The sequence below is a fragment of the Paenibacillus sp. JT31N11 genome (assembly GCF_056269285.1).
This window is the reverse complement of the sequence record NZ_JBWDNQ010000001.1, coordinates 696,072-718,598: the sequence shown is the minus strand read 5'-3', so window position 1 is coordinate 718,598 and position 22,527 is coordinate 696,072. Positions and strand designations below refer to the sequence as shown.

The 22,527-nt window shown below is 49.9% G+C and carries 17 protein-coding genes and 1 pseudogene; 2 read left to right on the top strand and 16 right to left on the bottom strand.

What is annotated here, in order from left to right; genetic code table 11:
* Positions 1-48 precede the first annotated feature (48 nt).
* The 4 genes from AC0YNV_RS03220 to AC0YNV_RS03205 all read right to left on the bottom strand — a co-directional run bounded on the left by AC0YNV_RS03220 (position 49) and on the right by AC0YNV_RS03205 (position 4,342).
* The gene (locus AC0YNV_RS03220; RefSeq protein ID WP_210039394.1) at positions 49-876 is read right to left on the bottom strand and encodes a carbohydrate ABC transporter permease; all 828 of its coding nucleotides are present in this window, start codon (positions 874-876) and stop codon (positions 49-51) included.
* 12 nt (positions 877-888) lie between these two features.
* A complete protein-coding gene (locus AC0YNV_RS03215; protein ID WP_210039395.1) occupies positions 889-1,761 on the bottom strand; it encodes a carbohydrate ABC transporter permease in 873 nt (290 codons plus the stop codon).
* Between the two features lie 13 nt (positions 1,762-1,774).
* Positions 1,775-2,791 carry a LacI family DNA-binding transcriptional regulator gene (locus AC0YNV_RS03210; RefSeq protein ID WP_475765769.1) on the bottom strand — a complete coding sequence of 339 codons (1,017 nt, stop codon included), beginning with the start codon at positions 2,789-2,791 and terminating at the stop codon, positions 1,775-1,777.
* 639 nt (positions 2,792-3,430) lie between these two features.
* Complete coding sequence (locus tag AC0YNV_RS03205) at positions 3,431-4,342, bottom strand: AraC family transcriptional regulator (RefSeq protein WP_475765767.1); 912 nt, start codon at positions 4,340-4,342, stop codon at positions 3,431-3,433.
* Between the two features lie 235 nt (positions 4,343-4,577).
* On the opposite strand from AC0YNV_RS03205, the gene AC0YNV_RS03200 reads away from it, so the two are divergent.
* Together AC0YNV_RS03200 and AC0YNV_RS03195 are read left to right on the top strand one after the other, a co-directional pair.
* A complete protein-coding gene (locus tag AC0YNV_RS03200) occupies positions 4,578-5,603 on the top strand; it encodes an aldo/keto reductase (protein WP_475765765.1) in 1,026 nt (341 codons plus the stop codon).
* Positions 5,604-5,726: 123 nt separating this feature from the next.
* Positions 5,727-5,816: pseudogene (locus AC0YNV_RS03195) on the top strand (ParA family protein); the annotation flags it as partial.
* Between the two features lie 42 nt (positions 5,817-5,858).
* Here the strand turns inward: AC0YNV_RS03195 and AC0YNV_RS03190 are convergent.
* The 12 genes from AC0YNV_RS03190 to AC0YNV_RS03135 all read right to left on the bottom strand — a co-directional run bounded on the left by AC0YNV_RS03190 (position 5,859) and on the right by AC0YNV_RS03135 (position 22,397).
* Positions 5,859-7,961: an Ig-like domain-containing protein gene (locus AC0YNV_RS03190; RefSeq protein WP_475765763.1), complete on the bottom strand. Its 2,103-nt coding sequence runs from the start codon at positions 7,959-7,961 to the stop codon at positions 5,859-5,861.
* Positions 7,962-8,285: 324 nt separating this feature from the next.
* Positions 8,286-9,350 carry a Gfo/Idh/MocA family protein gene (locus AC0YNV_RS03185; protein ID WP_475765761.1) on the bottom strand — a complete coding sequence of 355 codons (1,065 nt, stop codon included), beginning with the start codon at positions 9,348-9,350 and terminating at the stop codon, positions 8,286-8,288.
* Positions 9,351-9,702: 352 nt separating this feature from the next.
* Positions 9,703-11,262 (bottom strand): ABC transporter substrate-binding protein, encoded by a 1,560-nt coding sequence (locus AC0YNV_RS03180; protein ID WP_475765759.1) that lies wholly within the window; start codon positions 11,260-11,262, stop codon positions 9,703-9,705.
* 150 nt (positions 11,263-11,412) lie between these two features.
* Entirely contained in the window at positions 11,413-12,291 is an 879-nt protein-coding gene (locus tag AC0YNV_RS03175) for a carbohydrate ABC transporter permease (protein ID WP_210039402.1), read from the bottom strand.
* Positions 12,292-12,305: 14 nt separating this feature from the next.
* Positions 12,306-13,274 carry an ABC transporter permease gene (locus AC0YNV_RS03170; RefSeq protein WP_475765757.1) on the bottom strand — a complete coding sequence of 323 codons (969 nt, stop codon included), beginning with the start codon at positions 13,272-13,274 and terminating at the stop codon, positions 12,306-12,308.
* A gap of 228 nt (positions 13,275-13,502) precedes the next feature.
* Entirely contained in the window at positions 13,503-15,860 is a 2,358-nt protein-coding gene (locus AC0YNV_RS03165) for a helix-turn-helix domain-containing protein (RefSeq protein WP_475765755.1), read from the bottom strand.
* 742 nt (positions 15,861-16,602) lie between these two features.
* Positions 16,603-17,361 (bottom strand): glycerophosphodiester phosphodiesterase family protein, encoded by a 759-nt coding sequence (locus AC0YNV_RS03160; RefSeq protein ID WP_475765754.1) that lies wholly within the window; start codon positions 17,359-17,361, stop codon positions 16,603-16,605.
* Positions 17,362-17,376: 15 nt separating this feature from the next.
* Complete coding sequence (locus AC0YNV_RS03155; RefSeq protein ID WP_475765752.1) at positions 17,377-18,729, bottom strand: ABC transporter substrate-binding protein; 1,353 nt, start codon at positions 18,727-18,729, stop codon at positions 17,377-17,379.
* 58 nt (positions 18,730-18,787) lie between these two features.
* Positions 18,788-19,621, bottom strand: a complete 834-nt coding sequence (locus AC0YNV_RS03150) for a carbohydrate ABC transporter permease (protein WP_475765751.1) — start codon at positions 19,619-19,621, stop codon at positions 18,788-18,790.
* A gap of 41 nt (positions 19,622-19,662) precedes the next feature.
* Entirely contained in the window at positions 19,663-20,541 is an 879-nt protein-coding gene (locus AC0YNV_RS03145) for a carbohydrate ABC transporter permease (RefSeq protein ID WP_475765749.1), read from the bottom strand.
* A complete protein-coding gene (locus AC0YNV_RS03140) occupies positions 20,531-21,586 on the bottom strand; it encodes an ABC transporter ATP-binding protein (RefSeq protein WP_475765747.1) in 1,056 nt (351 codons plus the stop codon). Before AC0YNV_RS03140 ends, AC0YNV_RS03145 begins: the two co-directional genes overlap by 11 nt.
* 49 nt (positions 21,587-21,635) lie before the next feature.
* Positions 21,636-22,397 carry a DeoR/GlpR family DNA-binding transcription regulator gene (locus tag AC0YNV_RS03135; RefSeq protein WP_210039409.1) on the bottom strand — a complete coding sequence of 254 codons (762 nt, stop codon included), beginning with the start codon at positions 22,395-22,397 and terminating at the stop codon, positions 21,636-21,638.
* Between the last annotated feature and the right edge of the window lie 130 nt (positions 22,398-22,527).

Below are 22,527 nucleotides of genomic sequence, written 5' to 3'. Positions count from 1 at the left end.
CAAACCTTGGCACCACCTCTTTCAATGGAATCGGCTGCCCGCTTATGGTCAGCCCTTCACCGCTCCTGCTGCGACGCCGCTTATAATCTTCTTGGACATGATGGAGAAGAATATCAGCAGCGGTACGACAGAAATGACAATACCGACATATTGGGCGCCGAAATCGGATGAAAACTGCGATTTCACACTGGCAATCATGACCGGCAGCGTCTGAAGATCACCGTCGAAGAGAACAATCATCGGCGTGAGAAAATCATTCCATTTGCCGATAAAAGAGAATATCGCCAGCGTTGCCAGCGCCGGACCCATCAAACTCAGAATAATCCGGTGAAAAATCTGCAGTTCTCCGTATCCATCTACCCTGGCGGATTCAATAATTTCAGTTGGCACCGAATTGTCCGCAAATTGGCGCATCAGGAAGATTCCGAAGGCATTGTAGAGGGACTGCAGCAGCAGCGGCCAGTACGTATTGAGCATATGAAGCGTATCCATCAGCTTGTAGAAGCCGATAATGCCAAGCTGGCCCGGTATCATCATCGTGCCCAGAACGAACAGAAACAGCGCATTTTTGAAGCGGAAATTATATTTGGAGAAGCCGTAGCCGGCCAATGCCGCGAAATACACATTAATAATCGTTGAAGTGACGGTAATAAAGACGGTATTGGCGAATCCCCGCCAAATATTGACGGAAGCTACGAGCCGGTTGTAGTTATCCGCAAGCTGATCGCCCGGCAGAAGCAGCAGCTCCCTTGCTATTTCCGAATTGGAATGCGTGGATGTAATGATCATGCTGTAGAACGGGACCAGGCAGACCAGCGCCACAACGACCAGCAGAATGTAGAGAAACCAGCTGGAAATTTTTGTTTTTGCAACCATGTTGATTCCCCCTTATTCCCTTAGCCTTGCAGCGAATGTAGTGATTGCGGTAAAGAACATGACGACGGCAAAGATCCCGAAGGCAATTGCCGAACCATAGCTGTAATCGAAGGTTTTGAAAGCCGTTTCATACAAATACATAATCATCGTTCTCGTCGCATTGCCGGGACCGTCTCCCAGCATCAACGGCGCATCGAACAGCTGCAGTCCGCCGATGACCGAGGTAATCATCGTGAAGAGAAACACGGGCCGCAGCATCGGCAGCGTGATTTTCATCGCAGTCTGGCGTTTGGTCGCGCCGTCCATGGCAGCCGCCTCGTACACTTCGTCGGGGATAGCCTGCAGTCCGGCGATGAAGACGATCATATTAAAACCAAAATACTGCCAGCAAATGACGCCCGCCACGATAATCCGCGACCACCAGGGGCTGTTGAACCAGTTGACGGGATCGTCGATCAAGCCAATCTGGAGCAGCAGCTTATTGATGCTTCCGGTCTGCCAGTCGAACATCAGGCTGAACATGACACCCAATGTAACCGGTGTCACAATATGCGGAAAATAATACACAGCCCGGAAGAAATGCTTCCCTCTGATGAATTTCTCATTCAGGACCAGGGCCAGAATCAAGGCCAGAATCAACTGCGGAACAATGGATAATATCCATATAATCAGCGTGTTGCCTATCGTTTGGTAGAAAAAGCTGTCATGCAGCAGCCTCGTGTAATTCGCCACCCCGACGTAAATGGGATCGGAGAATCCGTCCCATTTGGTAAAGCTCAGGTACAAGGTGTACAGAATCGGCACAAGGCCGATAACCGCAAAACCGATAAAGAATGGCGAAATAAACAAGTAGCCGTACATGGATTTATTGATTTTATTGTTCATAGGCCTCCACCCCCTATTGTGAATGATGGTTCAAGTTGTCGCAGGAATCACGGATGACCAGCTGCGGCTTTAATAAATGACTGCTCTGGTTCATCTCTTCATACCCATCGATTTTGCCGAATAATCCTTCAGCCGCATGAATGCCGATCGCTTCGAAGGGCTGGCGCACCGTTGTCAGGGACGGGTATACCCATTCTGATATCGTAATATCGTCGAAGCCGACAATCGACATCTGGCCGGGTACGTTCAAGCCGTGCTCCTGGATGGCCCTGAGCGCTCCGATTGCAGTTTCGTCATTGGAGGCAATAACAGCGGTGAAGCCCTGCTGCTGAAGCAGCTTTTTCATAGCCTGGTATCCGCCCTGATTGCTCCAGTTCGACTCCACCACCCATTCCGGATGATAATCCAGCTTCAAGGCTTCCATTGCCTGCTTATAGCCCTTCAACCGGTATTTGTTGGCGCCGGCGTTCTCCGGACCGGCAATGTAGGCGATGCTTCTATGCCCCTTCTGATGCAGATAAGCCACAATATCCGAGGTGCCAGCCGCATTATCCACATCCACCGAGAACAGTCCCTCCAGCTCGCCATGATCGCCGATCAGAGCAATGGGGTATTCCGTATCCCTGATCTTGATCAAGTCCTTGGCATCCCGTTTCAGGAAGCTGACCAGTATAATACCGTCCACCTGACCTTCGTACAGCAAATTAAGGAAAGATATCTCATTCTCATAATTTGACGTCCAGCTGTAAAATATACAGTTGTAGCCTTTTTTCTTGGCGACCCGCTCAATGCCGCTAATGATTCCGGAGTAGAAAATATTCGAGATATTGTCTACAACGACACCGATCGTATTGGTCTTGTTCATTACTAATTTGCGGGCATTGGCATTGCGGTGGAAGTTCAGCTCCTCTATCGCTTTCTCCAATGCGTCCTGTGTCGCTTTTTTTACCTTTTGCCCATTCAGATAGCGGGATACCGTGCTTTTCGAAGTATTGGCCAGCCTGGCGACATCATGAATTGTAGATCCCATTGGTCTTACCTGCTTTCCGGCGAGATGTTTCCCAAATTGAATGCGCTTTTTTGGGAACGTTCCCATTTTATCATGAAAATGGTCCAATGCCACGCATTAATCCCTCTTTTATGGATAAATGCGGACGCGCAGCCTGTGGCGGCCAGGTTCGTTCCTTTCTTTAAAAAACGATTGAAATCTAAAGGCGCGGTATTATACTTTTGCGCTGCCGGCAACCTTCCTGCTCTCGAAAATATACAAGCAAGAGATGAATATTTACTTCTATTTTCGAGATTTTGGGAACGTTCCCAAATTCGATGAAATAAAAAGTCCCAGCTTCATCAAACGCCCGGTCTGTGAAATGAATGCTGCGGCTTTCTTTTTGGGAACGTTCCCAAATTACAATGAAAAAAAATTTATAAGTTGATAATAATAGCTAGTCGATGAGATGTCAATGCTTTTTATAAAAATAAAAGCGGTTCCTCCCTGACCGTCATGGAAGCGGTCAATCCTCGCCACAGCCATTTGGACACCGATTAAAGACAATGAGCAGTGGCCTCTTCAAAATTGCATCAGATACCGCAGTTGGAGCTGCGGCACTCAGCTTCTGCAAAGCTGCATGGATGCGAGTTTGGTAAGCTGTACTACAAGCTGTTTCTCTCACTGTTCTGCCAATTGCTCGCCCTCACTGCGGGAACGGATATACTGCACGGGCGAGAGTCCAAACAGCCTCTTGTACTCACGGCTAAACTGAGTCGAGCTATGGTAGCCCGTGCTAAGCGCCGTTTCTGTTACATTTGCGCCGCCAAGCAAAAGCCTGCGAGCCTCCTGAAGACGAAGTTGTTTCTGGTATTGCAAAGGAGTCATACCCGTCACTTCTTTGAATTTGTAATGTAGGCTGGACACACTCATATTCCCCAGTTCAGCCAGTTTTTCAAGGTTAAAGCCGTGATCAAAATTACGGGTTATCCAGTCAATCACTCTGTTGATACCAGAAGCCTCTTGATGCCATAACATGTTGTGGTAAAAGCGTGTGCCATCTTCGTGATCCAGCAGCCAGTAGATGATTTCCCGTTTTACAGCTGGAGCGAGGTATCTGGCGGCCGTGGGGTTTTGCGCGAGCCGGAGCAGTTTCTCGAAGCCCTCCAATACCTCATGTCTTGGTCTTCCAACAAAAATGCCCGGGTAGTGTTCATCCTTCGGCTTGAGTTTCAGGGCGGCCTCGGTTGCGACAGCGGCCACCTCACCTGATTGTAATTCAATCTGCAGTGCTAAAAATGGCGCATCTGCGGTAGCCTCCAGTACCTGCCCCATAACCGGCATACTAACGCTTGTGGCGAGATAATTCCCTGGCTTGTATTCAATTACGTCTTCTCCAAACTGTAAGTGCGTCTTCCCCTGCAAAATAATGCATAGAGAAGGCTTCAGCGGGCCCTTTGCCAGGACCGTTGCACTGTTTTTCTTCAATAAACGGAGAAAAGGGATGGCAGTCTGAAGCTTATTTGTACGTATTTGTAAACTCAGGTTCAAAAGCCGTTCCATGACCTGGATGTTCGCCTGATTCATGTCCATGCAATTATTCCTTTGTCTTGAGAATGTATTCTTAGCTAATATTAGAACACTTTACAGCTGAAAAAACAATTTGCTTTGGATGATTAGGCATACATTCTGTATGATTTAACTATCAAGCAAAGAGAAAAAAGAACATAATTGCGAATGTACCGGTACAAAACGCATGTACGGCTTTTACTAAGTGATCATTATCGTCAAGGTATAGAATGTTAAATATCTAAGGAGGTTATACCTAATGAAGTATAAACAACTTGGGAATACAGGGCTTTTGGTTTCGCAGCTTGCGTTAGGGACAATGACGTTCACCGGTGGAAAGGATAACTTTAAGGTTCTCGGTTCTATAAGTCAAGAAGAAGCTGACAAGATGATTCAGAAAAGTGTGGATATTGGAATCAATTTCTTTGATACGGCTGATATTTATGCTGATGGTGAGAGTGAAATTACGCTTGGGCAATCTATCCGCAATCTTGGTATTGCGCGAAAAAATGTTGTGATTGCTACTAAAGTAGCTGGACGAGTTGGCTTGGGACGTAACGATATTGGAGCTTCAAGAGGACACATTACGAATGCAGTTGAAGCGAGTCTGAAGAGGCTACAAACCGATTACATCGATTTGTATCAGATCCATACCGATGATTTCTTGACACCGATTGAAGAAACCTTAGGTGCTCTAGATGATCTGGTATCACAAGGAAAAGTGCGATATATTGGAGTCTCAAACTGGCAAGCTTGGAAGATTGCCGATGCGCTTGGCATTTCGGAGCGTAAAAATCTAGCCCGCTTTGAAACGATGCAGGGATATTATTCGCTTGCCAGCCGAGACTTGGAGCGGGAATTGGAACCTATGATGAAAGCGAAGAAGATGGGACTCTTGGTGTGGGGTCCACTTGCCGGTGGCCTGCTGTCAGGAAGATATGATCGGCACAATCAGATCGCAGAGGATTCGCGCCGCTCAGTAGCTGATTTCCCGATTGTGGACAAGGAACGTGCCTGGAATATCATTGATACGTTAAAGCCGATTGCGAAAGCGCATGGAACAAGTATTGCCAGTGTCGCCCTCGCTTGGTTGCTAACTAGACCAGTCGTAACCTCCGTTCTTATTGGAGCGAAGCGACTTGATCAGTTGGAAGAAAATCTGGCAGCAGCAAAATTGGAGTTGACGGATGAAGAAGTTCATTGTCTTGACGAAGTGAGCGCACTGCCGCCGGAATATCCAGGCTGGATGATTGAACATCAAAAGAAAGACCGCCTGGAGCCTTAAGAGCATTCAATAAATTCACGATTGTAATGCCCGTGCCAAGCTTTTATATATAGCTATTCCTTCAAGAAAGCCGGTTGCCTGATATTCAGCGTAACCGGCTTTTTTGCATTAAAGGTTTAAAACATATCTAAGATGATCGCCCTCGTAAATCAGAAAGGAGGCGTGGGCAAAACGACAACAGCGGTCAACCTTGGCATTGGATCAGTCGGGAAACATGCAGGAACCGCCAAATAAAGTGAAGAAGAAGCTCAACTCTTATCCCGTCGTATCCGTGCCGCCAAATATGACGTGATAGGTCCCGGTTCCTTCTTTCGTCTTGAGGCCGTTCCAACCTGCCGCATCCGTGATGCCGCTGACAAAGCCCATCCGGTACGTTTTACTGCCCTCAAGGGCCTTGGCCAGATTCAAGGTAACCTGCGTCACGACCTTCGACTTATCCTGCAATTGATCGGAGGCTATCGCAATCGGGTTGCCGTCAGAGTCGCTGATGCGGATAAGGGATGCACTTACATTTTTCACCGGCTCGCTGAAATATACCGTTACCGTCCTGTTGTTGACTGCGACCGCGGTTGCCGCGTACGGCTGGGGATTGAGCACTTCGGTCCCGGCAAATAATTTCTTGTTGGCGTTATTGGATGTATTCAGCCCCGTAATGCCGCTGACAGCTGCTGTATAGACATGGCCTGGCCGGAATAATGAAGGATTGCCGTCATCCGAAGTGCGAATCTGGAACGTAATGACATGATCGGCTCCCGGTTTGCGCTGCAGATAATATCTCCAGCCGGAAGTGGAGATGTTCGCTCCGTCCCGGGTCAGGACAGTCAGCTTGAGTCCGGACAGGTTAACGCCTGTCAGGGGCTGACTGAAATAGACATCGACCGTATTTTCGTTGACTGGCAGAATATTATTCACGAGCAGCGTCGCTGCCGGGTTGCTGCCGTTGCCGTAGAAGGAACGCTGTGTATTCTCGGCAATGACATTGCCGGATAAATCCCTGATCGCGTTCACGGTCAGTTTATAGCTCTGGCCCGAAATTTGGCCGCCTGTGGTCAGGGTTACCGTCAAATCCGCTGCCTTGTATACAGCCTGTATCGGCAGGCCAAGGCCGCCGTCAAAGTTATAAAAGACGGGATTGCCGGCATATAAAGGATCTAGCTTCTCGTTAAATGTCAGCACGACCTTATTCGTGCCTGCGGCAATTTTGGTGATGACCGGCGGTGAATTGTCCACAACAGCGCCAAAATGCAGCCCGCTGGCAGCGTCCATCACGTTGCCGGCCAGATCTTTGACATTGTTGACCGAAAGCGTGTATAGCGTTCCCGATGCCTGCTTCACGGTCAGAATTGTTACCTTCTTCTTGTCGGAAGAAAGGCTGATGCTTCGGATGACCAAGCCATTGTTGAATTGGTAATTCGCGGTGTTCGTAGCTGAAACGGCATCAACCGGCTCGCTGAAAACCACGTCGATCGAGGCATCGGCATTGATTTTGGATGAAGTTATCTTCGGTTTGGTGAGATCGCCGCTCAGTGCTGTGAACGACCATCTCCTTCCTTCAACCGACAGCCGGTACACGGTGCCCGCGATATGTTTATTCGTTGTAAGCGTGATGACATTGCCGGTGCTGTTCAATGCGGCGCTTTGAATCATCAATGTATTTCCACTGGCGTTCACGATGCTGAACTGCCCTTTCGACACGCTGCTGACCGGAACCTTCAGTTTGACCTGAACCGTGGTGCTGGATGCCGGAACCACCGATTCCACCTGAAGAACCTCGCGCTCCGGATTTTGACCCGGATTCATCTCCAGATAAACCGCATAAGACGCGTTAACGAGCATTGAGCGCCGCGCTACTACTGTATAATCCGATTGCTCGGGAATCCAGTTTTTGTACAAAGCAGTGCCGACATCAGCCTTTGCCCAGGCAGATACCTTACCATAAACGGCGGTGGAGCCTGCGCTGGAATTCCCATAAGCCCGCACAAGCACAGCTGCCAGCTGCTCCACGGTCACATTGGTCAAGGGCGCGAATTTGCCGTTTCCCATCCCTCTCATCAAGCCGGATTTGGTGACGGCCTGAATTTCGCCAAAGGACCATCTGGTTTTCAGCACATCGCTGTAGACCGGTGATGCCGGTTCCTCTCTGAGCTCCCATAAACGGAATAAAACCGCAGCGAACTGTTCGCGGGACATCGGGTCTCCCAGACGGGACGTCCCGTCGGCAAAGCCTGTGAAAATCCCCTTATCGCGCATAAACTGGAATTTCTGCTCTGTATTGAGCTCTGCCGCTCCCGCTTGCAATGGAGGCAGGCATGCCAGAAGAATCAGTGCTGCCAGGACAATCATTCGTAATCTTCTCACTTTCAAACCCTCCCAAAGAATAAAATATTATACGCTTCCACCCCGAAGCATGCAGTGAAATTTCGATCATCCTTTTTACGCAAAAATGATACATAATGTTTCATGATATCAGCGGAGAAAATAAAATAATTATTAGTATCTTCAGCCGGCCAAAAAAGCCGGCCCCCCCGGTACGATGATCCGGTTTGACCAGCTTTATTGTGGACTACTTATATCAAATTCTGATGTATGGAATAGCTGGGTGGTACAACAGCTATTCCACACAAGTGACAGGCGGATATCTTGCTTATAACCGGCATGATCGCCGGATTATTAAACCGGCCTCTATAATTGAATTTCTTTGTTGTGCTTAGCCGACTCATAGATTGCCGACAGAATCTTGATCATGTCCACGCCATGCTCCGGCAGAATAATAGGCTCCGCGCGGCCTTTCAGCACATCGACAAAGTGGAACAGATGGCTGGCATGATCATTCATCCCTTTGCCGGGCAGACTGGGGCTTACGTCGGATACGGTACCTGCAATTTCCGTAAACAGCTTCAGCTTGCCGTTCTTGAAGGCAGCCCCTGATTTCGTTCCCCTCAGCTCATAGAAATTGCATTCCTCCTCCACATTGGAGGCCCAGCTGAACTCGATCTGCAGGGTGGCCCCGTTATCGAAGCGGATAAATCCGGTTGCCAAATCCTCCACATCGAAGGTCCCATCATCCCGCTTCTCGCCGAATTGGCTGTGAACCGAGTCGCTGAGGGTATTGTCTGTAAATTTCGTATAGACGGCTCCCGATACCGCGGTCGGCTTGGGATTGCCCATCAGCCAGACCGCAACATCGATAAAATGCACACCAAGATCGATCAGCGATCCGCCGCCCGACAGCTCCTTGGTTGTGAACCATCCGCCTTTGCCGGGAATACCGCGCCGGCGCAGCCAGCCGCAGCGGCCTGTATAGATTTCGCCCATATTCCCTTCTTCTATGTACTTCTTCATAAATTGGGTCGCTGCGCTGAAACGGTTGTTGCGCATGGTCATAAGTGTGCGCCCGCTTCGCGCTGCCGCATCCGCCATTTTCTGAGCTTCTTGCGGGCTGATCGCATCCGGTTTCTCACAGAAGACATGCTTTCCGGCATTAAGCGCTGCAACCGCAATCTCGGAATGATACAGATTGGGCGTGCAAATATCAACGACGTCGATGTCCGCCTTCTCCAGCAGTTCCCGGTAATCGGTATAAATCTCCGCTATCCCGTATTTCTCCGCGAACCGCTCCGCCTTCTCGCGGTTGATATCGCATACGGCCGATATGACCGCTTCCCGGTTCGCCGTCCATGCCGGCGCATGCGCGACAGTCGCGATACCACCCGCCCCGATAATGGCAACTTTGATTTGATTGTCCATGTTGTTTACCTCTCCCTATGACTCCAAATTATCCGGAAGCCGCCCCCGAATCAAAGCAAGAGGCAGCTCCCGGACCCAATAGCTGAACCGGATGAATTCACTCATCCATATATATGCTGTTCCTGTGCGAATTATTTAAGGTGTAACCGCACCCAGCGTGAGTGGTGAGCTCGGGCTAGACGCATAAAGGTGGAAGTAGCCTTCGTCCAGAATCGGATTGCTGGAATCCGTCAGATTGAATACTTCGGTTCCGTCCACATTTAAGGTCAGTTCGACCGGATTTCGTTGTTGGGGACGAACTTCTCCCGTTGCAGCTTGGCGAATGTTCGTCCAATGAACCCCGAAGATATTATTACTTGCCGTTCTTGGCAACCCAATCAGCCAGCTGCTGATTAATGGCAGCCTGGATTTTGTCGTAGCCGGCTTTCTTCAACGCTTCGAGATATTTGGGCAGCATTTCTGCCGGATCGACCGTTCCCGTCTCAAGCGGAACCTTATACTCCGCATTGACCGCGCTTACGGCTGCTGATTCCGTTTTCAGGTCGGAATCATTAAAATGAAATCCGCTGAGCGGTGGAACCGCGGCTTCCTCATTCAGCTTCTTCGTCTGCTCGAACACATCGGCCGGCTGATTCTCGCGCACGAGACCGTTGAATTGATTGCCGAATACCCAGTCGATATTGGGAGCATAACCCGAGTTTTCAAGCGGTTTATATACACCGTCGACCTCTTCGTAATGCTTGCCTTTAATGCCGTAGGAGAGCAGCTTATACAATTCCTTGTCGTTGTTGACCAGCTCCAGGAGCATCAAGGCTCTTTCCGGATTTTTCGATGTATTGCTGATTGCGTTCATCGTGGCCGTTACCCCTGTGAACTGCGGCTCGGTAATGCGCTGCATCACCACTTCATTGCCGCCGTTCTTGGACGGATAGGCCACATCTCCGCCCGGCTTGAAGGTAACATCTGTAATGACGGCCACATTGCCCTTGGCGAGCAGCTGGTTCCAGTCCTTCACCGTAGCCAGATCCTGATAGATATACCCTTTCTCATACCAGCTGTGCATCAGTTCCAAATAGGATTTGTACTGCGGCGTGGCCAACTTGTCGATATTTTTGTACGGATCATCGGGATTGTAGGTGATGCCTCCGCTGTAATCCTTCAGAGCGGCATCCTGCGGACCGTTATTCCCGGCCTGGAACGCAAACGGGATGACATCCGGCTCATTTTTCTTCAGCGTCTCGAGGAAAGGCTCCAGATCCTCCAGCGACTTCACCTGCGTTGTATCAAAATTGTATTTGTCTGTAAACCGCTTCTGGAAGACGAAGCCGAACGCCGTGGCTGCGACCTGATAGCTTGGAACCGCATAAATTTTGCCGTCCGTATCCGCTTTCACATCTTCCCAGAACCGGGCAGGCATCATATCGTTGAATGTTTTTGGCGCGTATTTGGGGAGCAGATCGTCAAGGGCCAGAAAAGCGCCTTTCTTGACATTCTCGTTGTACTTCAGCAGCCAGGAGGCTGTTGTCCAGACGATATCGATCGGCTCGCCGGATGAAATCGAAACATTAAGCTTCTGGTCATAGCTGCCGAAGTCAACCGGCTTCAGCTTCACGGTTGCATTCAAGTCCGTATTATCCTTCAAATACTGGTTAACCGCATCCTCGACTGCCTGCTGATCCGGCTGCTGCTGGCTTGTTCCGTAATACCAGCTCAGCTCTACTTGAGGAAGCTCCTCGGGTGCGTCGGGTGCGTCGCTCCCGGCAGGTGCAGCGGCGTCTTGTCCATTGGCTGGATTATTTGCGGCAGCGGGTTCATTCCGGTTATTGCCGTTCTTCGTGCTGCTGCAGCCAGCCAGGATCATCATCAAGGCCAATACCAGCAGCCCCAGCTTATACGTGTTGTTCTGTCTCATGTGTAAACCTCCCATTAATCGCTCATAATCGCTAAATCATCTATAAATATAATAATATGGAGATCATGCCCTGTCTTCCTTATTCTCCCTCCCTCTGGCGCGATCTCTTCATGTATTATCCTGAAACGGCGTATTCAGTAAGGCAGGCAGCTAGCCTTTCAGTGAGCCTACCGTAAGCCCCTGGACAAAATAACGCTGAAAGAACGGAAAGACCAGCATCATCGGACCGGCAGCCATTACCACCATTGCCATCCGCGCCGACATTGTAGGAAACTGGTTCATATCCAGGCCGATGCCGAATTTGTCCAGATTTTGCGTAATGACCTCCATACTGTTGAGCATCCGCACCAGCAGCAGCTGCAGAGGAACCAGATCGGGATTATCAATGAATAACAGCGCCTGAAACCATTCATTCCAGTAGTTGAACGCAATCAGGAGGCCCATGGTCGCCAGCGCCGGAGTGGACAGCGGCATGATGATGGTGAAGAAAATACGCCATTCCCGCGCCCCGTCCATCTTCGCCGACTCAATGATTTCCATCGGGATTTTGGACAGGAACCCTTTCAGCACCATTACATTCCAGGCATTCAGCAGCCCCGGCAGCACCAGCGCCCACAGCGTATCCTTCGTATGCAGATACTGCGTCATCAGAATATAGAACGGTACAAGTCCCCCGCTGAACAGCATCGTAAAAAACACATAAAAGCTCGTGGCGTTCTTGTATTTGTAATCCGGCCGGGAGATTGAATAAGCAATCATCGATGTGATCAGCAGCCCCGCAGCCGTGCCAATCAAGGTGACCAGCGCCGTAATGCCGTAGGCTCTGATGATGATATCCGGCACTTTGAAAATATAGCGGTAAGCCGATAAGGTGAAGGAATCCGGAATGAAGTGATAACCTGATTTGGTCAGAAATGCTTCGCTCGACAAGGAAACTGATATAACCAGAATGAACGGGATAATCATCAATAGGCTTAAAATGATAAAAAACAGATTGATGAAGGGTGCGGATTTATTGGCCTGCTGCATGTCTCTTCCCCCTCCTAAAACAACGCGTTGTCGTCATTTATTTTTTTCACGATATAGTTCGCTGTAATCACCAGGAAGAATCCTACGACCGATTGGTAAAGCCCGGTAGCCGAGGACATTCCGATATCCCCCAGCTCCCTCAAGGCGCGGAACACATAGGTGTCGATAATATCCGTCGAAGCGAACGTAAACGGCGAATTGTTCGGCACAAAATAATGCAGGCCAAAGTCTCCCCGGAATATGCCGCCAATGGACAGGATCAGCATGATGGATATAAGCGGAGTCAGCAGCGGCAGGGTGATTTTCATGGCCATCTGCAGCCTGGTGGCGCCGTCTATACGGGCCGCTTCATAATACTCCCCGCTGATCCCCATTATCCCGGCAAAATAAATGAGGGTTCCAAAGCCGATCGCCTTCCACTCGTGCACCAGAATGAGAATATACGGCCAGGGGCCGGATTCAAAATACCATTTGTGCGCCGTCATCCCCAGGGATAACAGGGTTTGATTGAGGAATCCCGATGCATGGTCCAGAAAAGCCAGCGTAATGTAGCCGACGACAACCCAGGATACAAAATAAGGGAGGAACAATACCGTCTGATGGACCTTAACCCACCGTTTTTTTACCTGGCTGAGCAGAATGGCCAGGATCAATGCGGCTATCGTCCCGATAATAATATAGGATAAGGAGTACATCACCGTGTTTCTCGTGATTCTCCATGCGTTCTCCGAAGCGAACAGAAATTCAAAATTTTTGAGCCCTACCCACTCGCTCCCCAAGATCCCCTTGTCATACCGGTAATTCTTAAATGCGACGATGATGCCGAACATCGGCAGGTAAGAAAAGATGAATAAATAGACGATGCCCGGCAGCGACAAACCGAACAATTCTATGTTCTGTTTGAACCCTGATCCCTTCTTCTCTCTCTTGGCAAGCTTTCCCGCCGCAGCTGTCTGAACCAAAGCTGTTTCTTTATCCGCCATTCTTTTGCTCACTCCTCTTTAACTTGTGCTGCGCTTTGCTCTACCTGTATCTTCGCTGATTACGGACGTCATAAGAAGTCCAAAATCCCGATATTATTCCCAAATTCCAATCCAAAATGCCGCAAAAAGTCCAAAACAGCCCTGATCAGCCCCTTTAGACAAAAAGAAGACAGCTTCTCCGACTTGCGAGGAGCTGTCTTCAGCTAAAATGTTAAACCTGGCGGTTCGTTACTTGTCCACGCTCAGGCTGTTCTTGATCCGGTAATCCTTGGGCGTGGTGCCGTACTTGTTCTTGAACAGACGAAAGAAATTGCTGCGCGTGCCGAAGCCGATCTTATCGATCAGCTCGTTGATGGTGTAGTTGTCCTCTTCCAGATAGAGGACGGCCTGCCGGAGCCTGACCTCATTGATATACTCGGAGACCGCGATACCGAGCTGCTTCTTGAACAGCTTGCCGATATAATCGGGCGAGAGCTTCATCACGTCCCCGATTTTCTGCAGGCTGAGACTGATGTCGGAATAATTTTGCTCAATGACATCCTTCACCGTTTCTACCAATATCTCATTGCGCTCCTGCTCCGGATTCTTCTTGTTCTCATTGATTTCCCGGTAAACATCCAGAAGAATATTCTTCATGCCCTCAAGCGAATCACTGTCCATGATTTTGCGGTCAATATCGGAAATCTGGATAGTCACAGGGACAATCCGGTTATCATTCATCTCCTTGATCCCATTCTTCATCAGAATGAAAACATGCAGGGCCATATAAACCATATAATCATAGTTCAATGTGGAGATATACTCGAAAATCCTGTCCAGCGTCTTTCGGAACGCTTCCGGCTGCAGCGACTTCATGCTCTCCATCAGCTTCTTCTCAAACTCCGGGGGAAGGCTCGCCTCCGTCTGCGACGCATTCTCCTTGATCATGGAAGGAACAAGGATGGAATGGCCTCCATAAACCAGCTTGTAGCGGAGCAGCTGCAGGCAGCCGAGATATTGATCATGCAAGGGAGCATAGTCTGCAATCACTTCCCCGAGAGCTGCGGAGAATTTCACCCGGTACATCCGGGCGATCGCGTCCTGGATTTGACTCATCACCCCGCGCACCCCCGTCTCAGTCAGCTCCGCTTCGTCTCTTGTGCTGATAACCGCGACAAGATGCTCGCTTTTCATCTCGACAGCCTCGCAAAGATAGGTCCGGGACAACATTTCCTGAGCAATATTCACAATGGCAAAATGCAGCAGGCTCCGTTCCTTCTCATCCCCGGAGTTGGCCGAATCAGTCGATCCATCCAATTTCATGACGCTTAGCATGTAGGGACCCGCAGGATTCACCGCAAGCTTATGCTGTTGAATCCATTCCAGAAGCTGCTCCCTCGATAAAGCCTGGCTGTCGGTCACAATCTTCCGGATATAATAGGAGCGCACAATGCTGCGCGTGGTATGCTGCTCACTGCGGGCGGCCTTCAGACGCTGGATCGTTTGTTCGTACACACTGGACATATAAGTCAGCTCGTCTCCGCCGGGCGGTTCCGACTCGGCTTCTCCCCCTGCGTCTCCCCGGATAAAGCTGACCAGCTTGCCGAGCGGCCGGTACAGCCGATGGGATACGCCAAGAATGGTCAACAGCGACAGCAGGATGAAAATCAAGGTCAGGACAATGGATGTATTTTTGAGCGATTCCGCTTTCTTTACCAAAGTCTCATAGGGCTGGATGCTGACGAGAGTCCAGCCGTTGATGCCGGTATTCAAGTAGTTGACGATTTTCTTCTTATCCGAAATCGAATAATTGAAGGCTCCGCTGCCATCGTCTGCCCTTGTCGCTGCATCAATCCGGTCCATAATCGCTTGCCTGAAATCACCGGTTAATTCGGGCGTGTCGGTGTCGGGCGTTATGACGCTGCCATCATCGCTCATAATAAATACATTTTCATTTTCCTCCCAGGCAAGCTGGTTGATCAGTTTGATATTATCGAACAGCCACTGCGGCTTGATATTCAGAATAAAAGCACTTTGACCCGGCTGATAGACAATGGAATCATAATTGAAGATAGAGAAGAAATCGGCCTTTCCCCCCTCTTGGCCGTCAAGACTCATGGGGAGCATTTTCAGCTTGGGGATGGGCTTGCCGGCTTTGAACATCTCCCTTAACGCTGCATAAATCGGCGCATCGCGGTCCTGCAGCACAGGGTCGCCGCCCCATACGAACTGGTCCGTATTGGCGTTGTAAATAATAATGGAGTGAATAAAAGGCGTGTAGTCGGCAAATTTATCAATTCTCGACCGTTTTCGGAGCATCTCGAAGACATCGGAGTTATCCGTTGCGGTCATCAGCGGAATCACATCATTATCGTAATAAAGCGAGGTCACCAGCTTCTGGATTACATCATTCAAATATGTGACATTGAATTTGATCTGGGAGAGCACCTTCTTGTTCGCTTCCCGCTGCATGTCCAGCACGATCTTCTCGGAGTTGTAATACAGCGCGCTTGAGAACAGGGCAAGCAGCAGCAGAACCAGAATGGAGAAGCTCACAATGATCCGCCCAAGATATTTCTTGGACTTGTACAAATGAAAAATATTCATTAATCGGTCCTCTCCCAGCTATCCAGGTTCTCAGTTCTCGGAATTAAAACGCTTACATTGGATAATATATGGCTTGTTAATGTAGCTATTATAAAGAAATCCCGGATTGATATCAATTGATTTTCTAGGACGGCATTGAAAAAGCAAGCGGGCGAAGTCCCGGTTCAGAATGGCTTCTGTCGTATTCAGAAGAATGGTATACGGCAGGCGTAATAAGATCGGGAACCGGACCGCCTTTTTACTTGTCAGATCCGCTCATAATCCCCGACATCCCGGTCATTTTCCTGGCTGGAGTCGTTTTTAATGCTGATCAGCGCAGAGTCTGTACTGCAGCAAGGTTTGTCCTGCTTACAGCGCCGTGATCCGCGGCTATCGCATGTGTAATAAGGTTTTTCCTCGCTGCAGCCGTTTCCTGGTGCTGATGAGCTCCGGATCCATACTCCAGCAAGGTTTTTTCTGCTTATAGCGCCGGGATCCACGGTTATCGCACGTGTAATAAGGTTTTTCCTCGCTGGAGTCGTTTCCTGGTGCTGATGAGCTCCGGATCCATACTCCAGCAAGTTTTTTTCTGCTTATAGCGCCGTGATTCACGGTTATCGCACGTGTAATAAGGTTTTTCCTCGCTGCAGCGGACTAATAGCTGTCCGGGACGGCCCGCTGCTTTTCTTTCTTGCTGCTAATAAAAAAAATAGCCTCCGTTCCCTTGTCGGGCGGAGGCTTCCTTGTAATCCTGGCAGCATGCTCATGCTTGCTGCTTTAATATCTCCATGGCAGGCACCGGATTGTTACAGGTCATTAAAGTGGCGCCGCATGCCAATCCATGGCGGACCTGGGCTTCATTGTCCGGACAGTAACACCAGACCAGCAGCCCTTTATGCTTGTATTCTTCCACGATTTCCGGTGTGAGCTGTTCCATTTCAATGCCGATCGCCCATAGCTTCGAATAGGTTCCCGCATCGCCCGGGACAAAATTGGACATTTTTGTCCCCGGGAAGCCCTGCGTCCTCAGCTTGTAAACATCGTGCAGGTACGCGATAACCCCAGCATCAAAACACGCAAACACGCAGCGCTCCAGATAACCGTACTCCTTCAGAATGGCAACGGTCAGATCAACGGCTTCCATCGCATCATGGTTGGATTTGATCTCCACATTCAGCAGCACATCCGGATAAGAACGCAGCAGCTCGCACAGCTCTGCGAGAGTCGGGATATCAAGCCCGGCAAATTCGGGATCGAACCAGCTGCCCGCATCCAGCTGCTTGAGCTCGGCCAGACTGAACCCGCCGACTTTTCCCGAACCATTCGTCGTGCGGTCTACGGTCGCATCATGCAGCACCATGACTGCCTTGTCGCTGGACAGCCGCAGATCAAACTCCAGCATATCCACGCCCAGCTCCAGGGACTTGCGGAATGCGAGCAGCGTATTTTCGGGATAATCCGATTTATAGCCTCTATGGGCCGCTACAATAATGCCGGGTTGATTCGCAATACGTTCGATCATACGGTTCATTCCCTCCTACTGGGCGAGAATACGCTCTGCTTCTTTCTTGAATGTATCAAGCGTAGACGGAATATCCTTGCTGTCATACATAATCGCCTCGATCGCCGAGAAGAATTCATGCATAACCTCCGGCCAAGCTACATCCTTATTCGTATCTGTCGCATATTGCAGCTGATCGTAAGCCACTTTGCGGTTCGGCTCCTTTGCCCACAGATCCTGGATTTCCTTCGATTCTACCATTTTCTTGGTGAAAGGCAGATAACCGGATGACATAATGAACGGCAGGGCGCCTTGCGGATCCGTCTCCATCCAATTGATGAACTCCCATGCCGCTTCCTTGTTTTTGGAACCCGACAGCATGGCGACATTGGCGCCTCCGGTAGGGTTGGCGAATACTTTATCCTGCGGCAGGAAGGCCGTCACATAATCAAAGTCTACCGCATCCGCGAGCGAGCCGATGCTTCCGGTCGATCCGAACATCATCGCGACCTTGCCGTCTACAAACATTTGCGTCACGATATTGCCCGAATCCTGTGCCGGCGGATAATACAGGGCGCCAGAGCTTTGAAGATCCTTCAGGTAACTGAACACTTTGACGCCTACTCCATTATCGCCAAACCCGATCGAGGTATTGTCGGCATTGAAGAAGGTTCCTTCGGCCTGTGAAATCATCGCAATCGGATACCAGGTATCATAAGGCATCGTAAAGCCATAACGCGTTACCTGGTCTTTATCTTTGACAACCAGTGTATTTGCAACCTTCTTCAGCTCATCCCAGGTCGTTGGTATGGCAAGTCCCTTCTCGTCCAGCAACGTTTTATTCACATGCAGGATTGGCGTGGAACGGTTAAGCGGCAGCGAAACCAGCTTGTCGTTGAAGATGGAATGGCCCATGAGACCTTCCGTAAAGTCGTCCTTGCTCACACCCGAGGTTTCCATGTAAGGGTTCAGGTCTTCCAGAACATCCGAATCCGCGAACATTTGAACATAAGCGCGCTCGAGCATACTCACATCGGGTGCGGTACCTGACGCAATCGCCTGCTGAAGCTTGGTCACTTCGTCATCATAGCTGCCCTGGAATGTTCCGACAACTTCAATGTCCTCATGGGAATCGTTAAAACGTTTGATGAGTGCATCCATATATTCGGCGTTTTTGCCGGTCAGGGAGTGCCAGAATTGAACAGTTGCTTTCTCGCCCGATGCCGGAGTCTCTGCTGCCGGTGCCGGATCTGCTGCGTTGGTTGTGGATGAATCATTCGTCGTATTGGCGGCTGCCCCGTTGTTTGTGTTGTTCGCCGAGCTGCCGCAGCCTGCCAGAATGCTGATAAGCATCGTTACCATCAAAATAAGAATAAATTTGTTCTTCATGCTGGTTTTCCCTCCATTAATTGTTTTTATCTTTTTTATTTAAAAGGGATCAAATGCGCTATTTAATCCCTGAATAAACGAAAGCTCTCACAATCTGTCTGGAACAAATGATATACATAATCAGAATCGGTACAACCAATACCACATTGCCCGCCATAATAATATGCCAGTGGCTGATCCCTTCGGTTTCCCGCAGCATCGCAATACCGATTGTCAGCGGCCGTATTGCCGTCGTATCCGTCATGATCAAGGGCCAGAAATATTCGTTCCAATGACTGACAAAGCTGAACAGCGCAATTGTCGCCAACGCTGATTTGGACATCGGAATCATGATTTTCCAAATCAATTTGAATTCGCTGGCATTATCCAGCCTGGCCGCTTCGATAATTTCCTCCGGAACCTGCATGAAATACTGGCGCAGCAGGAAGATGCCGAAGGCATTGGACATGAACGGAATGATTTGCGGCAGCAGCGTCTTGATCAGCCCCCAGTCGCCCATCATCATATAAACCGGAATGAAGGTGACCTGACCGGGAATCATAAAGGCCAGCAGTACCATACCGAAGAACAGCTTGTTTCCGACAAACTTATATTTGGCAAAAGCATAAGCTGCCGGTACCATAATAATCAGCTGGAGCAGGATGATCGAAACCGTGATAATGACCGAGTTCCTGGCGTACATCAGAAACGGGCCCGCCTGCATCGCTTCGGCGAAATTCACCCACTGCGGCCAGGCCGGAATCAATGTGGGCGGAAAGGTCAGCGTCTCTTTGTACGTCTGCAGAGAGGTGGAAACCATCCACAGGAACGGAAAAACAAATATCATCAGAAGAACGGCTTTCAAGATAAATCCCAGTGAGTATCTCACGGCTTTGAAATCAAATGTCTTCAAGTGGGAATCCCCTTTGCGTTTCAGGTTTATGAGCCGCCGGTTTATTGAAAATGAACCCTTTTGGACAATAAACGGAAGTAAATGAAGGTGAGCAGGGCAATAATCGCCATCAGAACCACGCCGGTTGCCGAGGAATAACCGATATTCGTGGTCCGGAAGCTGTAAATATAATAGACGATCGTATTGGTTGCGTCGTTGGGACCGCCTCCGGTCATCACCTGCACCGTATCAAATACTTTAAAGGAGCCAATCGTCATGATTACCAGAATAAAAAACAGCTGCGGTGAAATAAGCGGCAGGGTGATTTTGTAGAACACCTTGAATCTGCTGGCATTATCGAGCGAAGCCGCCTCATAGATGCTGGGCGTGATGCTTTGCAGGGCAGCTACGATAATCAAGGTGTAATAACCGATTCCCTGCCACACCGATACGATAATGACCGAGATGAGCGCCGTCTTCGAGCTTTGCAGCCACTGCGACGTCGGCAGTCCAACCGCCTTCAGCAAATAATTGAGCATGCCCAGGTTAGGCTCCATAATCCACAGCCAGATCAGCGATACCGACACGATAGAGACGATATGCGGGGTGAAGATGCCGGCCTGGACAATTGCGTTAAACTTGCTTTTCTTGCTCAGCCACACGGCGATAAGCAGGGCAATGAGCAATGTCAGCACTACAACGCCAAGGGTATATAGAGCGGTATTGCCCAAGGCTTTGTAGAAGTCCCCCCGGCTGAAAATCTCGCTGTAATTGTCAAGACCGATAAATTTGCTCTTGGCCTTGTTCATCAGATTGTATTTGAAGAAGCTCAGATAAATCAGATAGAGCATCGGATAAATAACGAACAAGGCAATACCGAGCATCGCAGGCGCAATCATGGCATAGGGACGCAGCCGCTGCCCTATCGTTTTATGCTCCATGCGGAATACCTCGCAGCGCCTCCAGATGATCCTTGAACAAGGCGTGCTCCGTGCTGATGCGGCTTCCGTCCGCTTCGAAGAATACCAATTTATCTGCTGCTACGCCCAGATGCACGTCTTGATCAACAGTGAAGCGGTCTTCCACGCATTTGATCATAAAAGCATGCTGGCCGCATCTCACCTGATAAATCGTCTCCGAGCCCAGCATCTCTCTGGTGATGATTCTGCCTGTTACGGCGTAATGAAGCCCGGAGTGCTCATGGGTCAACTCCGCGCTCTCCGGACGGAAGCCGAATTTCACTCCGCCTCTGCCAAGCTCTCCCACATTCATCGGCGGAACGCCGATAAATTGAGCGGTAAACAAATTGTTCGGCTGACGGTACATCACATCCGGCGGAGCCTCCTGCTGAATGGTCCCTTTGTTCATGAGCACAATCGTATCGGCCATCGACATCGCTTCGACCTGGTCATGCGTCACATAAACAAAGGTGGTGCCGAGCTTCTTGTGAAGCTCGATCAGCTCAATGCGCATCTGCACCCTGAGCTTCGCATCCAGGTTGGAAAGGGGCTCGTCCATCAGGAAAACCGACGGCTTCTTCACCATCGCCCGGGCCAGGGCAACCCGCTGGCGCTGCCCGCCTGACAAGGTGGACGGCTTGCGGTCCAGATATTCGGCAAGGCCTACCGTTGCGCTGATGGTCTCCACCAGCTCCGTTCTTTCCGCTTTGGGCACCTTGTTGTTCTTCAGCCCAAACTCGATATTCTCTCTCACCGACATGGTGGGATAAATGGCATAATTCTGGAAAACCATCGCCACTCCCCGCTGGCCGGGGGCAATTCGCGTTACATCCTTGCCGTTAATCAGCACCGAGCCGGAGGACTGGGGATCAATGCCCGCAATCATGCGCAGCAGGGTTGTCTTCCCGCAGCCGGAAGGACCGACCAGCACGGTGAATTTGCCATCCTCTATTTTCAAGTCCAGATCTTTAATGACGACATTCTTCTCGAACTGCTTGGTCACGCGGACAAATTCTATGGACGCCAAGGGCTGATGCCTCCTTGCAAAATATATTTCAGGTAATGGCTCGACCGGATCAGACGGTATACACGGTTATGCCCGCATCGCGGAAGAGCTTAAGATCCTGCTCCAGAGCTTCCTTACCGGTAATCAGCGTATGAATGGCGCTGTTGGGCGCTACGGTATGAAGCGCAGGCTTGCCTATTTTGCTGTCGTCCGTAACGACGAAGATTTCCCGCGCTGCCCGGATCATCGCCTGCTTGGCGGGAACCAGCTGCGCCTCCGGATGCATCAGACCGTGCTGCGGATGCAGAGCCGGCGTACCGATAAATGCTTTGAGGGCATGCAGCGAACGCAGCACATGCTCCGTGAACATGCCGTTCAGCATATAGCTGGAGGGATACAGCTCTCCGCCTGTCAGAATCACTTTGATCCGTGGCGCATCCCGCAGCTCTGCGGCCACATTCATATCGTTGGTCACCACCGTAATATCCGAGCGGTGCACCAGATTTCTGGCAATATACTGCGTCGTGGTTCCGGAATCGATAATAATGTGATCCCCGTCCTCCACGAGACTTGCTGCCATTTTGCCGATTCTCATTTTCTGCTCCAGATTCTGGGTTGACCGTTCGTTGAAGGAAGGCTCGTCATGCGTCCACTGCTCCACGATAACCCCGCCATGGGTTCTCTTGAGCTTGCCCTCCTGTTCAATCTCGGCCAGATCGCGCCTTATTGTTGCTTCGTGGACACCAAATTCTCCGGCTAGCGTACTGATCGTTGAGCTGTTATGAAGCCGGACATATTCCACAATTCTCATTTTTCTCTCTGCTGCTAACAAACGAAGTCCCTCCCCATGCAAGTTCATTCACTATAATGTTTGTTTATATCCACCGTTGCGTAAATTCGTTCATTTTGATTATAGGGATGGACTATCAAACGAAGGTTAAATCCATATGAAGATCATGTAA